Here is a 14,658-nt window from a genome sequence, read left to right as displayed (position 1 = left end):
GGAAGAGCTGTGAGGCTTGGAGCTGACTGGTACTAATAGATCGAGGGCTTTACTTATAAGTAGTGAGCCATGTTTAAAGGAGCGTAAGCGACACATAAACATGTGCGAATCTCTTAGTTCGCGGCGTAAAATTTTACGAAGTAAAATTCACAGCCGTCGAACAGGAAAACATATAAAGTGCCCTGTGCACTACTCTATCAAAGAATTATCTAATGTGTAACTTACATAATCTACACTTCTATGTGGTTTTCAGAGTACAAGCTCTGACAAATTCAGTGGCGATAGCTACGAGGATCCACCTGTTCCCATCTCGAACACAGTAGTTAAGCTCGTATACGCCGAAAGTACTTGGCTGGAAGCGGCCTGGGAGGATAGGTAGTCGCTGATTGACTAAAAGGACACACCGAAAGGTGTGTCTTTTTTTGTTGTATTGACTACCTATCCGACCAGGCCTTGGCCTTGGGAAAAGTAGGGCAAACGATTTGAAGGAGCAAAGCGACGCACAAATCGTATTGCATCACTTTCTTTCGTACGCAGAGAGCATAATTTAAAGGAGTGAAACGACGCATAAATTATAGCGAATCGCGTAGTTCGGGGCGTAAGATTTTGCGTAGCAAAATCCACAGCATCCGAACGGGAAGCATATATAGCGTGACTGCGTACGAATGATAGGTAGTCGCTGATTAGAGCTGGACGTACTCAGGGTTACGAACTCCCTCCACCACAGCGAGCGAAGCAATGCGGTATGCCACTAAATCAATAGAGCATTAAGCCACTAGCCCCTAGCCCCCTAGCATCAAATGATAGTATTCCTACTACCGCAGCGAGCGAAGCAATGCGGTCACGCCCTAAATCAATAGAGCTTTCTTCCTCTAGCCTTCTTAGCACTAAAAAAGTCACTAAAATCAAGCAATGCGGCCACGCACTAAATCAATAGAGCATTAAGCCACTTCCGCCCTTAGCACCACATGATAGCCTATAACAGCCTCTATCGCTGCTATACGCCAACATCCTAAATCATATACAATCCCTTCAACACACCCTCCGGTGTGTTTTTTTATTTCCACTCATTGATTTATAGTATGCCATTTCACCTAATAAATACATCTGAAACTTCCGAAAATAAAAATAGATATCAATATACAGATGTGAGTTCAATCATTTTTACCAGTTCGTTAATATCCCCTTATTTTATGGGACTAACAACTACTTGCAATTTGTTAAAATTTAAATGTAAAAGAAATGTAAAATCTTATAAATTTATTTTATAAAACATTTACAAAACACATAATAATATGAACTTGTTAAATGTAATTATTTTTCATAATTGAAAAATATTATTCTTATCAAGTAGTAACTAAACCGCATAAAATATAAATTATTACAAAAATTCATCTAATTTCCATAAAAGTTATCTAATATATCCTACTTTTTCAATGCGTGTATATCAGAGATGATAGGTCTTCATTAAAAAATTAAAGTCTTGAAATTTAATCTAAATAGGACTATTATAGTTAAGAATTAAGGATTAATGAATTAATCATTAAAAATTGATTTTAGAATTTGCTTTGACTAAGTAGTACAATAGTAAGTTTATTAGGAGTGGTATTTATGTTACATCAAAAATTATGTATATCCAAAAAAGCAAAAAAAATTACGCCTAGGATTGCAGCTGCCGTTTTAGCGTTAATCAGTAGTTATTCCTTGGCATCAGCAGAAAGTCTTGATTTAACATCGGGCACAACTCACCCTAATAAATTTGCTACATCAGATGGTAAACTTACCACCACGATTGGGTTTGATAACTATGCTAGTAATGACGCAACTGTAATAGGCACAGGTAACAGAGCAACAACTTCCTCAGTATGGGATTCAGAAAATAATGTTGCCATAGTTGTTGGTGGTACGGCTGTTGGTAAACTAAACCAAGCTTTAGTGGGTGGCGTTGCCGTCGGTTATAATAACTATAGTAATTCAAAATCTACCGTAGTAGGTATTGATTCGCGTGCAGTAGGTGGTATTGCTATCGGTAATAATGCCAGCTCTTCCCGTTGGAATGTAAGTAATAAATTTGCTGATGTTACTCAGACGGAGTTTGCCATGGCCATCGGGAATGGAGCTTCGGCTATTGATGGTATAGCGATGGGGTACAATGCTCAGTCTTATCGAATTGGTACGGCTGTAGGTGATTTTTCTAATGCATTGTATGGTGGTACGGCTTTAGGTAGCGGTGCTACTACGGGTAGTGCAGCCTATGATCCCATTCGTGGTGGCGGTGTGGCGTTAGGACAATTTTCGAATGCAAATCGTGGGAATAGCTCTTATGGCTATGTTCCATTAAATGATGAATTGAACACAAAATTATCTACAAATCCTAATTCTATGGCTTCTGATATAGCCTTGGCAAACGCAACCGGTAATCAGACTGTTATTGATGGTGTAATTGCATTTTATGATAAATACAAGGATACATATACTGATTGGCAAAATTTACGTCAGGATTATGTTACAAAATTAAAGGCTTATGATGATCAAGTAGCTACAATGACAGCAAAAACCTATGCGACTGAAGCTGATCGTCAAGAGGATTTTAATACCCTTAAAAAATTAGAAAGTGCTAAAGACACAGCTATTACAGATTTACGAGCTTATGAAAAGGCAAATAACATTTCAGAATCTGATGTAACCGTCAAGGATTCTCTCTTATCCACCTATAAATCCACCTATAGTGCTGTTAGTGTAGGTTCAAATGGCAACACTCGTCAAATTATTAATGTTGCTGCCGGAACAGAAGACACAGATGCTGTTAACGTAGCACAGTTAAAAACTGTTGCCAATAAAGTAAGCACGATTGACACCGCAACTACAACTAATGGTGACAATATCACTAAATTACAAGCCGGTTTTAATGTGGCTGTAGGCGATAAGACTACTAAGATTGCACTTGGTGGTGATACCGCACCAACCATTACGTTTGCCGGTGATGCCAATGTTAATGCAACTATTGACGGTAATACAATCACGTACTCTCTCAACAAAGACGGCATTACTAATACATTAGGTGATACCTTTGTAAAAGTCGATGCCAGCAACTTGACAGGTGACACTAATATTAACAAATGGAAAACAGTATTAGGTATTACCGATGAAGATTTAAGCAAAGCCGGTGCTTGGGAACTAAAAGTTAATGGCAATAAAGCAAACGTTATCGGTAAAAATGGTATTGTAAACTTTGCCGATGGTACTAAAACTGCTGTTACCTACAATGCAGATAAAAATGCTGTAGTTGTAGATTTAAATAAAGATACAATTGTTCAAATCGATAATAATACTAAAAATATTGCTGAAAACACAACTAAGATTAATAATCTTAATACTCGTGTAGATAACATTGTTAACGGTAATGGCACTTTAAATATTGTCGGAGATGATACCACTGGTGTAGTAGTAGAACAAGTGGACCCTAAAGATGCAAGCAAAGGTCTTAAAGTAAGCCTCGGTGACACCATTAAGGCTGGTGATGTTTCCATTGGTACTAAAGACGGTGCCAGCACTATTACCGGTCTTACTAATACAACTTGGGATCCTACTAAAGTTCAAGCCGACCGTGCTGCTACCGAAGGTCAATTGAAAGACGCTTTAGGACAAGTTAACGGTTTAGTTACTCCAACTAAAATCACCGGCGATGGCAACATTCAAGTTAAAGAAAACGGTAAAAATGATTTCAGCCTTTCTTTGAACAAAGAGCTTAAAGTAGAAAACAGCATTTCCGTTGGTGGCAACACTTACATTACCAACGAAGGCATCAATGCCAATAATCAAGTTATTCAAAACGTTGGCGAATCTGATTTAGTTTCCGGTTCTCATAATGCAGCCACCGTTAATCAGGTTGTTACAGTTCGTGATGAATTACAAAAATCTATCGATAACGTGGCTTCTGAAACCATGAATAACAGCCAACAGATTTCCCGTTTGGGAACGGAAGTCAATAAAGTCGCTGCCGGTGCTGCTGCGTTAGCCGCTTTACATCCATTAGACTTTGATTCTAATGAAAAATTAACCTTTGCCGTTGGTATGGGTGCCTATAAGAGTGAAACAGCTGCGGCTATCGGTGCGTTCTATCGTCCGAACAACGACATCATGTTTAACTTTGCTACCGCTGTAGGTAACAACGACAACATGTATAATGCCGGTGTTTCCTTCAAATTCGGTGAATCTTCCCCATATAACAATATGAGCAAAACTGAAATGGCTAATAAATTAGAAGCGCAAGATAAGAATATTGCTTCTTTACAAGCCGACAACGACGAATTGAAAGCACGTTTGGCTAAATTGGAAGCAGCTATTGCTAAATAAGCTTAAGAATAATTGAATATATAACAGTTATATAATTTAGGACACGACCGAATCTTGGCCGTGTCCTTTTTATATTTATAGAGTTATACCTTTTTACCCCAATTATCTCCCCATGTGCTATAATTGTTTATAACAAATTTGAGAAGAAGAGGTGTTTTACATGAAAGCAGAGATTACAGTTCGCCGTGGCGAACGTAAAGACATTCCGGAATTATTAGACATTTATAACTATGAAGTGGTACACGGCGTAGCAACCTTAGACCTTGAGCCTCGTACCATTGATGAATGGACTACTTGGTTTGAAAACCATAACATTAAAAACCATCCGCTTTTGGTGGCTGAAATTGACGGTAAGGTTTGCGGCTATGCAACACTGTCCGAATATCGCAGCAAAGAAGCTTATGCCAGCACGGTCGAATTATCTATCTACATCGACCCGAATTACCGCGGTAAAGGGGTAGCAAGTCGCTTGATGGGGGATATTTTGCAAATGGCCAAAGACGATGAATCCATACATCTCGTTGTATCCGTAATTACGGCGGGCAATGAGGCGAGTGTATCATTACATAATAAATTTAACTTTACTTTCTCCGGAACCGTGCCTGAAGTAGGCATCAAACAGGGCCGTTATCAAGATACGGAGACATATACATTACTGGTGTAATACTATAAGCGTTAAATGGAGGGCTTACGCATGAAAACTTACTCATTTCACTATGGCGATCAAATGATTGACTGCCGTTTGGATGAAAAACGTATTATTGGGGAATTACATATGGCGGAAACGCCGGTCATTGAAGATCCGGAAGCGGCCATCAAAGAGGCTTTGGCCCATCCCATTGATTCCAAACCGTTCAAAGAGCTTTTTAAAGCCGGTGAAACGGTGGCTATCATCGCCAATGATACGACCCGTATTGCCAATACCCATGTTTTCATGCCAATTATTCTGGATGAATTGAACGAAGTGGGGATTCCTGATGAAAATATTAAGATAGTTTTCGCTTTAGGGACACATCGTGATATGACAGAGGCTGAAATGATTAGTGAAGTGGGGATGGAAGCAGCCGGTCGTGTGGCTATGTACAACTCCAGCGCTAAGAAAAAGGAAGATTTCGTTCATGTTGGTACGACGTCTTTTGGTACCGACGTTTGGCTCAATCGTCATGTAGTCGAAGCAGACCATATTATCTGTACCGGTTCCGTGGTCCATCACTTCTTTGCCGGTTTCGGCGGCGGGCGTAAAGCCATTTTGCCGGGCGTAGCCTCTTATGAAACGATTCGTCAAAACCACAGCTTAATGCTCGATGATAAAGCAACACTTGGTCATTTGGAAGGGAACCCTATCTATGATGATCAAATGGAAGGCGTGGCCATGTGCCCACCTACCTTCTTACTGAACGTAGTATTGAATGGTGAAAAAGAATTTACCGGTGTATTTGCGGGGCACTATATTTCCGCTCATAAAGCAGCCTGTGACTTTGTGAATTCGCAAAACGGCGTTGTCATTGAACGTCAGGCGCCGATTGTTATTGCCTCAACCGGTGGTTATCCGAAGGATATTAATATTTATCAGTCCCAAAAGACCATGGATAATGCGGTTCGTGCCGTGGCACCGGGCGGTGTGGTAATCTTATTGGCTGAATGCCGCGAAGGTTCCGGTTCGCCGATTTTTGACCAAACCGTGAATGATTTTCATTCTATTCAGGCCATCGAAGATTCGGTGCGTCACGATTTCCAAATCGGTCGTCATAAAGCCTATGCCGTTACTCGTTTAATGAAAAAAGCCGACTTCTACCTGATGTCGAGCCTCGATGACGATTATGCTCGTAAAGCCTTTTTCACACCGGTTCACTCTTTAGAGGAAGCTTTGAAGCTCGCTGAGGCAAAGCTCGGTAACGATGCGGAAATCTTGCTTATGCCTCATGGCTCGTACACCGTGCCGATTTTAAAATAAGCAAAATCGACGCAGTATACGGATTTTTAAGAAAACTGAATACTCAATACAGCTGAATAAATAAGAGAAGCGCCCCTAAGTTTAAAAGATAGAAAAATTTAAATTTAGGGGTTGCATTTTTTCAGAACATGCTTTATACTAAACAAAGTAAATGCATGTGCATGCATTTAGAGGAGGTGAGTCGATGGCTTTCATGGATCAATGGTTAGCCGATATAAGACGAGTTAAAGATATAACCGATGCTTTGAGCAAAGAGTTGGAAGCGAGAACATCATTAACATTAAACGGGTATTACGTATTATACTTTTTGGCGCACAGCGAAGAAAAGAAAATGCGTTTGAATATATTGCAAGAATATATGGGGCTTAGCCAAAGTGCTATGTCGCGTATGATCGTTCGCATGGAAGGTAGCAATTGCGGCTCGATTCGACGAGTCGATTGCGATTGTGATAAACGAGGCGTTTATATTGCCATTACGGATTGTGGTTTGAAGAGACTGACAGAAGCGAAAACAGTGGTAGAAGAAGTACTGCAGCGTTATTATAAGTAAGGCTGTATGAGTACAACCGACCGATAAACGGCGGGCTATGAAGTTAAGTAGCTGTCAGTAATTCCAATCTAAGCAGTAATGAGACGTGATTACTGCTTAGGTTGTTTACATATATTTTTTTTACATAGATACATGCATGAGCATGCATATTGATAAAGGCATGCTTGTGGTGAAAATTCCAATAGGCAACACTATTGTTCAGATAGAGAAGAGATAATGACGTTTAAAAGCCGTCATAGTCAGCAAAAAGGAGATTGACCGATGAAACAGTTAACGGAACAAGTAAAATTAAGAAATGGTGTCGTATTAAAGAATCGTTTGGCGATTCCACCGATGACGACGCGTATGAGTTATTACGACGGCTCGGTAACGGGTGATGAAATTGCTTATTACGGCATGCGTACCGGCGGTGCGGGCCTATTCATTACGGGCGTAGCGAACATCCAAGAGAACGGTCTCGGCTGGACCGGTGAACTCGGTGTGTATGATGATAAATTCCTTCCGGGTCTTTCGAAATTAGCGGCTACCATGAAAGAAAACGGCACGAAAGCTATTCTTCAGATTTTCCATGCAGGCCGTATGTCTGACCGCAAGACATTGGGCGGTGAACAACCGGTAGCGCCGAGTGCCTATGCAGCAGGCCGCGCAGGCTCCGAAGTGCCTCGTGAACTTACTAACGATGAAATCGAAGAAATCATTGAAAACTTCAAAGCCGCTACGGTTCGTGCCATTAAAGCCGGTTTTGACGGCGTTGAACTTCATGGTGCTAACCATTACTTATTGCATCAGTTCTTTTCACCACATTCCAATCGTCGTACCGACAAATGGGGCGGCTCCATGGAAAAACGCTACACCTTCATTGAACGTGTCGTAGATGGTGTCCTTGGCGTGGTAAAAGAATCGGGCCATAAAGACTTCATCGTAGGCTATCGTTTCTCCCCGCGTGAAGAAACCGATCCGGGCTTCAACTTGGAAGAAACCTTGTGGCTCGTTGATAAATTGGCCGACAAAGAATTGGATTATCTCCACATTTCCTTAACGCGCTATGACCGTGCTACTGATATAGCAAAGTATGCCGACAAATCTATGTTGCAGTATGTGTATGAAAAAATTAACGGTCGTTTACCGCTCATTTCCGTAGGCGATATTCACACTCGTGAAGACGTGGAAGCGGCGCTCAAATACTCCGATATTGCCGCTATCGGTACCGGTGTATTGATTGATCCTAAATGGTTCCACAAAATTTTGGCTAACCGTGACAGCGAAATCCGTACTAAATTGAATCAACAAGATCGCGATTTACTCATGATTGCACCGGGGACTTACGCCTTCATGGAAATGAAGACCCCACACTTATTAGTTAAATAAGATAGCATAAATTGTTTTAGAATTGAATTGAAAACAGGCAGCAGTTGCCTTTGATATGACCTCAGCCTTTGGCTTTTATATAGATATAAACTGAAAGACTTAATATTGCACCTTCCGCGAGCGGAAGTTTAAATAAATAGAATTACTGTTAAAATTTTAATATTGCACAATACACCGTAAGACGGCGCGTATGGGTGAGAGGCCATGCGCGTCACTTGCGGTGTTTTTGTATTCCTACGGAGGTGAAGCCGGACCATATCTATTCGATTGTAAAAAAACTTTTTTATGTATAAACAGATGATAAAACCTATCATATGGAGTATAATAAAAGGTAGATGTTTCGATATAGTAGCGGCATAGGAAAGGCTTTTGTATCAGTCCATATTGTGACGAGTGGCCTTATTAATGCCTGGAAATAAAAGTACATTGATTATTTGATTCACAATAAAAGGAGTTTATATATGTTAAATTTTGTTGCCATTGACTTTGAAACAGCCAATAAATACGCCAACAGTGCCTGTTCGTTGGCGGTAGTGACTGTTGAAAACGGTCAGATTACCAAACGCGGCTACAGTCTTATCAAGCCGCCGTTCATGCAGTTTGATGAAGAATGTATCGCTATTCACGAGATTTTGCCGAAAGATGTAATGGATAAACCGACGTTTGATAAATTATGGCCGGCTATTTACGAAAATCACTTGAAAGGCAAATTAGTTATCGCTCATAATGCGAAGTTTGATATCGGCGTGTTACGTGCTACCCTCGATCATTATAATATTGAATGGCCGGAGCTTGATTATACCTGTACGGTAAAAATCTCCAAACGGGTTTGGCCTGATTTGCAAAACCATAAATTAAATACCTTGGCGGCTTACTTAGGCTATGAATTCAAGCATCACTATGCGTTGGATGATGCGGAAATTTGCGCGCAGGTAGCCATTGCGGCCGCTAAAAAGCGTGGGGTTCAATCTATGGACCAATTATTGGCAAACATCGGTCTGGCTAAGGAATCCTTTATTACGGACGATCGTCGTGAAAAAGTAAAAGAAGAAGCATCGGGTGAACAGATGTCGTTCTTCTAAGAAGCTATTTGGCGCCGGTAGCGCAAGTGTATTTAGTAGTAGTTTTCGGGCTGCCGGTATAATACCGGTGGCGTCAATTTTAATATAAAGTTAATATGATGCGGGGTGGCGTATGAGCGGCAAAGCGGCAGTAATGAAATATACGGGACGAGAAATTTTAAAACATGTGGACCATACTTTATTGAAGGCGACGGCCGATTGGGCGGCTATTCAGCAATTGGTGGAAGAGGCAGTGGAGTTTGAAACTGCCTCCGTTTGCATTCCGCCGGCCTATGTGAAGCCGGTGTTTGAAAAATACGGCGAAGAAGTGACTATCTGCACGGTTATCGGGTTTCCTCTCGGTTACATGACAACCGCTGTCAAAGTGGCTGAAGCAAAAGCGGCCATAGCAGACGGTGCGTCCGAAGTGGATATGGTTATCAACCTTGGCATGGTTAAAAACGGTCATTACGCCAATGTAGTGGAAGAAATTAAGGCCGTTAAAGAGGCCTGCGGCGACAAGGTGCTTAAGGTTATCATTGAGACCTGCTATTTGACGGAGGCTGAGAAAATCGCTCTTTGTCAAGCGGTAACGGATGGCGGTGCCGATTATATTAAAACCTCCACCGGTTTTGGCACAGCCGGGGCTACGCTTGATGACGTGCTTTTATTTAAAAAACATATCGGTCCGAATGTTAAGATAAAAGCAGCCGGCGGCATTCGTTCTATTGAAGATATGGTGGCGTATTTGGCGGCCGGTTGTGACCGTATTGGCGCCAGTGCAGCCGTAGGTCTTTTGGCCAATCGTTTAGACGAAACATTTTAAGCAGATGCAGCATTTAGGCATTAGTAGCTGCCATGTATGACAATTAATAACATGAGATCGCTACTGTGGTTTTCATGAAAACAGGTGATACTATGCATATGAATGAATTGATTATTAAAAAGCGCAACGGTCTGGCTCATACGAAGGACGAGTTAAAGTATATTATCGATAATTATGTAAAAGGCGATATTCCGGACTATCAGATGAGTGCTTGGCTCATGGCGGTGTATTTCCAAGGCATGACCGATGTGGAAACGGCGGATTTGACCATGATTATGGCCGAGTCGGGGGAACAGATTGACTTGAGTCCGATTCCGGGTATTAAAGTGGATAAACACAGCACCGGTGGCGTAGGGGATAAGACGACGTTCATTATTGCCTCAATCGTGGCGGCTTGCGGGGTGCCCGTCGCTAAAATGTCGGGACGTGGCCTTGGTCATACGGGCGGGACCATTGATAAATTAGAATCTATTCCGCGCGTGAATGTGGCGCTCGATAAAGAAGACTTCTTTAATATTGTCAAAAAAGTGGGCGTAGCCGTTACGGGACAATCCGGTAATTTGGCGCCGGCGGATAAACTCATGTACGCTTTGCGCGATGTGACGGGCACGGTGGACAGCATTTCCCTCATCGCTTCATCGGTAATGAGTAAGAAACTGGCGGCCGGCAGCGATGCAATTCTGTTAGACGTTAAAGTGGGCAGCGGGGCCTTTATGAAAACGCTGGATGATGCGGTGCAACTGGCGGAAACGATGGTGGCTATCGGTCATCATAACGGGCGTCAAACAGTGGCTCTCATTACCGATATGGATAGGCCTTTGGGTCAGGCCATAGGCAACGCCACCGAAATTGCGGAAGTCGTGGAAGTTCTGCGCGGTAACGGTCCGGAAGATTTAATTCACGAATCCATAACCCTCGCCGCCAATATGCTGTACCTTGGGGGCAAAGGTGCTTATGAAGACTGTGTAACTTTGGCGGAAGGCACATTAAAGAGTGGTCGCAGTTTTGAAAAATTCGTCGAAATGGTTAAAGCTCAAGGTGGTGATGCGACCGTTTTGACAGAACCGGCCTTTGCCGAAGCAGCCTATAAAAAAGCCGTACTGGCACCTAAAACAGGCTACATCACCCACATGGACGCAGAAGCCTGCGGTCGAGCGGCCTTAGCCTTGGGGGCCGGCCGTTATACGAAGACGGATGCACTTGATTACAAGGCGGGCATTTGGATGCTTAAAAAGACCGGTGATGCGGTCGAAGCGGGTGAAACTATTGCATACCTGCAAAGTGGTAATGAAAGCACTTTAGCAGAAGGTGAAACGCGTTATGTAAATGCTTTGACGATTGAAGCCACACCACCGGTAAAACGACCGTTGGTATTTGCCAGAGTTACGGCTGACGGTACGGAACGGTATGTATAGTTGGCTAATTCGGTGAATTGTTGGTTTTGACATAATTTGCGAGTGAAATACTCATCGTCTGATTATAGGGGAGGCAATCATGGCCACTTGGGAACAAACATTAATTGAGGCGGCGAAAGAAGCGGCGCTCCATTCGTATAGTCCCTATTCAAACTTCGCCGTAGGGGCAGCTTTACTCAGTGAAAACGGCACGGTCATAACCGGTTGTAATGTAGAAAATGCGTCGTACGGCCTTACCATGTGCGCTGAACGAGGTGCCATTCAGACGGCAATTGCTAAAGGGTACACAGCGTTCAAGGCTATTGCCATTGTAGGTCTGAAAAGTAATCCATGCATGCCTTGCGGAGCTTGCCGCCAGGTGATGTTAGAGTTCGATATTCCGCAGATTTTGCTGGAAGATGAAGCAGGACATATTATAAGCTATACCATGGACGAAATGTTACCACATAGCTTCGGACCGAAAGATTTGGAGTGATGTGGTGAGCACTAAGTACTTTGTAAATGCGTCCTGTTCGGCGGCTGTGAATTTTACTTCGTAAAATTTTACGCCGCGAACTAAGAGATTCACACATGTTTATGCGTCGCTTACGCTCCTTTAAACATGGTTCACTACTTAAAACATGGTTCACTACTTAAAAAAAGCCCGCTGAAGTGTTCAGATGAGAAGCACTTCAGCGGGCTTTTAGTTGTTAGTTGTATTTGTTGTTGTTTTTAAATTATCTTACGATTTAGAAAGCAGGTAAGATAGCGCCTTTGTATTTATCTTCGATGAATTTTTTAACTTCAGGAGATTGTAAGGCTTTCATTAATTTCTGGATTTCAGGACGATTTTCGTCGCCTTTGCGTACCGCTACGATGTTAGCATATGGAGAATCTTTATCTTCTAAGTATAAAGCACCTTTAAGAGGATCAAGACCGGCTTCCAAAGCGTAGTTAGTGTTGATAACGGCGATAGCTACATCATCCAAGCTGCGTGGCAATTGAGCGGCTTCGAGTTCTACGAATTCAAGATTCTTAGGGTTGGAAGCGATATCGGCTTTGGTAGCATAAATGTTGTTAGGATCTTTCAAAGTGATGAGACCGGCTTTTTGTAATAAGATAAGGGCACGGCCGCCATTACTTGGGTCATTCGGAATCGCTACTTTAGAGCCGTTAGGCAAGTTAGCTTCCAAGTTTTTGTCGGTAATGGTTTTGGAGTAAACGCCCATTGGTTCAACATGAACTTTACCGGCGGATACTAAGTCCATTTTATGTTCGCTGATGAATTTTTCAAGATATGGTACGTGCTGGAAGAAGTTGGCATCCAATTCTTTGTCGTTAAGAGCCATATTAGGTTTTACATAATCGGTAAATTCTACAACTTTAAGTTCAATGCCTTCTTTTTCCAATAACGGTTTAGCTTGTTCCAAAATTTCCGCATGTGGAACAGGGGTTGCACCAACCGTAATGACTGTTTTACCGGATGTTCCGGCGGATGCGTTGTTGTCGCTGCCACAACCGGCCAAAAGTAAGGCACTCCCCAAAATAGCAGCAGCTGCTAACGAAAATAATTTTTTCATGTCTCTACCTCCTCAAAATAGAAAAACTGCACGAAATGTATCGGAATAAAAAAGGCGGCTCGGTAAAACCGAGTCGCCTACATTTACTTCGTATCTCTCGGTATATACCGCAGGATTTAGCACCATCGAATGGTTGCCGGATTTCACAGGGCCAGTCCCTCCATCACTCTCGATAACAGTCCGTATTTAATTCTTTCGTTAGTATAGCATGAGGGGACAAAATTGTAAAGAGAAAAGAAATAAAATTAGAATGCCGGTAAGATAGAACCTTTGTATTTTTCTTCAATAAACTGTTTGGTGTCAGGAGAGTGAAGGGCTTCTACCAATTTTTTAATCTCTGGGCGATTTTCATCTCCAGGACGAACGGCAATTAAATTAGCATACGGCGAATCTTTGGAATCTAAGAACAACGCATCGGCTAACGGATTTAAATTAGCACCTAAGGCATAGTTGGCATTAATAGCGGCAATATCTACGTCATCAAGGGTTCTAGGTGTTTGAGCCGCTTCGACTTCAATAATATCTAAGTTCTTAGGATTGGCAACGATATCCAATTTGGTGGAATAAATATTATTAGGGTCTTTTAACGTAATGAGACCGGCTTGTTGTAATAACTGTAAAGCACGTCCCGTGTTGGTCGGGTCATTAGGAATAGCCACTTTACCCCCGTTTGGTACGGCTTCTTGTAAGTTTTTGTCTTTGATTTTATTGGAGTATAAGCCCATCGGTTCGATATGTACGGCACCGGCAGACACAAATTTCATATTATGTTCTTCTTCAAACTTTTTCATGAATGGGATATGTTGATAGAAGTTGGCATCGATTTCTTTGTCATTTAAAGCCAAGTTAGGTTTGATGTAGTCGCTGAATTCGATAATTTTAAGGTCTACCCCTTCTTTGGCCAATTTGTCTTTTACATGTTCCAGAATTTCAGCGTGTGGAACCGGTGAAGCACCTACGGTTAAGGTTACTTTTTTGTCAGAACCGGCCGCGGCATTGCCTTGATCAGTGCCACATCCCGCGAGTAGTAGGGCGCTGCCTAATACGAAAGTAGCAGCTACGGATAAAAACTTCTTCATGTTAATACTCTCCTTTTGTCTCAAATACTATAATAAAAATAATATAACAAAAATTGAAATTCATGGTTATCCTGTATCCCCAAATACAAAATAGTAAGCGATGGGTAATAAAAAAACGATGCCCTTGTATTCCCAAGTCATCGTTACTTTGTTGTTATCTCTCGGGACATGCCGCAGGATTTAGCACCATCGAATGGTTGCCGGATTTCATAGGGCCAGTCCCTCCATCACTCTTGATAATATCGCTATTGAATTTCTTGAGGCTGATTATAGCATGAGTAAATCACACTTGTAAAGTAGGAAATTTAAAATTTTCTATTTTTTTGAAAAATACAGATGTTTTGTCATGCTGGTAAGATCAATGAAAGTCTCGTTGTACACGTTTGGAGTTAAGTTCCGTAATAAAATATCAGGGGCAAACAAAAAGAGCAACAACGAGGAATTGTTGCTCTTTTTGCTTAAATTGTAGGTATTGAAAAGATTCTACGTA

General features: G+C 41.9%; 11 protein-coding genes, 1 rRNA gene and 2 riboswitches. Of the genes, 10 read left to right on the top strand and 2 right to left on the bottom strand.

Annotated features, from left to right (window positions below; all coding sequences use genetic code 11):
* Nucleotides 1-271: 271 nt before the first annotated feature.
* The 10 genes from rrf (at nt 272) to MXE28_RS08155 (ending at nt 12,005) form a co-directional block, all read left to right on the top strand.
* A 5S ribosomal RNA gene (gene rrf, locus MXE28_RS08200) occupies nt 272-388 on the top strand.
* Between the two features lie 1,223 nt (nt 389-1,611).
* Nucleotides 1,612-4,356: a YadA-like family protein gene (locus MXE28_RS08195; protein ID WP_021840191.1), complete on the top strand. Its 2,745-nt coding sequence runs from the start codon at nt 1,612-1,614 to the stop codon at nt 4,354-4,356.
* 160 nt (nt 4,357-4,516) lie between these two features.
* Entirely contained in the window at nt 4,517-5,020 is a 504-nt protein-coding gene (locus MXE28_RS08190; RefSeq protein WP_021840192.1) for a GNAT family N-acetyltransferase, read from the top strand.
* A gap of 30 nt (nt 5,021-5,050) precedes the next feature.
* The gene (gene larA / locus MXE28_RS08185; RefSeq protein ID WP_021840193.1) at nt 5,051-6,310 is read left to right on the top strand and encodes a nickel-dependent lactate racemase; all 1,260 of its coding nucleotides are present in this window, start codon (nt 5,051-5,053) and stop codon (nt 6,308-6,310) included.
* A 184-nt stretch (nt 6,311-6,494) separates the two neighbouring features.
* Nucleotides 6,495-6,860, top strand: a complete 366-nt coding sequence (locus tag MXE28_RS08180) for a MarR family transcriptional regulator (protein WP_021840194.1) — start codon at nt 6,495-6,497, stop codon at nt 6,858-6,860.
* A gap of 261 nt (nt 6,861-7,121) precedes the next feature.
* On the top strand, nt 7,122-8,228 hold the full coding sequence (locus MXE28_RS08175; protein WP_156705244.1) for an NADH-dependent flavin oxidoreductase: 1,107 nt from the start codon (nt 7,122-7,124) through the stop codon (nt 8,226-8,228).
* 461 nt (nt 8,229-8,689) lie between these two features.
* The gene (locus MXE28_RS08170) at nt 8,690-9,310 is read left to right on the top strand and encodes a 3'-5' exonuclease (RefSeq protein WP_021840196.1); all 621 of its coding nucleotides are present in this window, start codon (nt 8,690-8,692) and stop codon (nt 9,308-9,310) included.
* A 112-nt stretch (nt 9,311-9,422) separates the two neighbouring features.
* The gene (gene deoC, locus MXE28_RS08165; RefSeq protein ID WP_021840197.1) at nt 9,423-10,115 is read left to right on the top strand and encodes a deoxyribose-phosphate aldolase; all 693 of its coding nucleotides are present in this window, start codon (nt 9,423-9,425) and stop codon (nt 10,113-10,115) included.
* Between the two features lie 74 nt (nt 10,116-10,189).
* Nucleotides 10,190-11,530: a thymidine phosphorylase gene (locus tag MXE28_RS08160; protein ID WP_226974526.1), complete on the top strand. Its 1,341-nt coding sequence runs from the start codon at nt 10,190-10,192 to the stop codon at nt 11,528-11,530.
* Between the two features lie 79 nt (nt 11,531-11,609).
* Nucleotides 11,610-12,005 carry a cytidine deaminase gene (locus MXE28_RS08155; RefSeq protein WP_021840199.1) on the top strand — a complete coding sequence of 132 codons (396 nt, stop codon included), beginning with the start codon at nt 11,610-11,612 and terminating at the stop codon, nt 12,003-12,005.
* A gap of 253 nt (nt 12,006-12,258) precedes the next feature.
* Here MXE28_RS08155 and MXE28_RS08150 read toward each other — a convergent pair whose 3' ends face one another.
* Both MXE28_RS08150 and MXE28_RS08145 read right to left on the bottom strand, forming a co-directional pair.
* The gene (locus MXE28_RS08150) at nt 12,259-13,089 is read right to left on the bottom strand and encodes a MetQ/NlpA family ABC transporter substrate-binding protein (RefSeq protein ID WP_021841099.1); all 831 of its coding nucleotides are present in this window, start codon (nt 13,087-13,089) and stop codon (nt 12,259-12,261) included.
* 87 nt (nt 13,090-13,176) lie between these two features.
* Nucleotides 13,177-13,268: riboswitch (SAM riboswitch) on the bottom strand.
* Nucleotides 13,269-13,334: 66 nt separating this feature from the next.
* Nucleotides 13,335-14,168, bottom strand: coding sequence for a MetQ/NlpA family ABC transporter substrate-binding protein (locus tag MXE28_RS08145; protein WP_021841098.1), 834 nt, complete (start codon nt 14,166-14,168; stop codon nt 13,335-13,337).
* 151 nt (nt 14,169-14,319) lie between these two features.
* A riboswitch (SAM riboswitch) is annotated at nt 14,320-14,411 on the bottom strand.
* Nucleotides 14,412-14,658: the final 247 nt, after the last annotated feature.

This window comes from Veillonella sp. KGMB01456, from assembly GCF_023051165.1.
Classification (GTDB): Bacteria; Bacillota; Negativicutes; order Veillonellales; family Veillonellaceae; genus Veillonella_A.
The sequence above is the reverse complement of the archived record's forward strand: the minus strand, read 5'-3'. Positions and strand labels throughout refer to the sequence as shown.

Bases quoted from the DNA above. Each gene is read 5' to 3' on its own strand.
- deoC (WP_021840197.1), top strand. From the start codon at position 9,423: ATGAGCGGCAAAGCGGCAGTAATGAAATATACGGGACGAGAAATTTTA.
- MXE28_RS08190 (WP_021840192.1), top strand. From the start codon at position 4,517: ATGAAAGCAGAGATTACAGTTCGCCGTGGCGAACGTAAAGACATTCCG.
- MXE28_RS08180 (WP_021840194.1), top strand. From the start codon at position 6,495: ATGGCTTTCATGGATCAATGGTTAGCCGATATAAGACGAGTTAAAGAT.
- MXE28_RS08155 (WP_021840199.1), top strand. From the start codon at position 11,610: ATGGCCACTTGGGAACAAACATTAATTGAGGCGGCGAAAGAAGCGGCG.
- larA (WP_021840193.1), top strand. From the start codon at position 5,051: ATGAAAACTTACTCATTTCACTATGGCGATCAAATGATTGACTGCCGT.
- MXE28_RS08150 (WP_021841099.1), bottom strand. From the start codon at position 13,089: ATGAAAAAATTATTTTCGTTAGCAGCTGCTGCTATTTTGGGGAGTGCC.
- MXE28_RS08160 (WP_226974526.1), top strand. From the start codon at position 10,190: ATGAAAACAGGTGATACTATGCATATGAATGAATTGATTATTAAAAAG.
- MXE28_RS08170 (WP_021840196.1), top strand. From the start codon at position 8,690: ATGTTAAATTTTGTTGCCATTGACTTTGAAACAGCCAATAAATACGCC.
- MXE28_RS08195 (WP_021840191.1), top strand. From the start codon at position 1,612: ATGTTACATCAAAAATTATGTATATCCAAAAAAGCAAAAAAAATTACG.
- MXE28_RS08175 (WP_156705244.1), top strand. From the start codon at position 7,122: ATGAAACAGTTAACGGAACAAGTAAAATTAAGAAATGGTGTCGTATTA.
- MXE28_RS08145 (WP_021841098.1), bottom strand. From the start codon at position 14,168: ATGAAGAAGTTTTTATCCGTAGCTGCTACTTTCGTATTAGGCAGCGCC.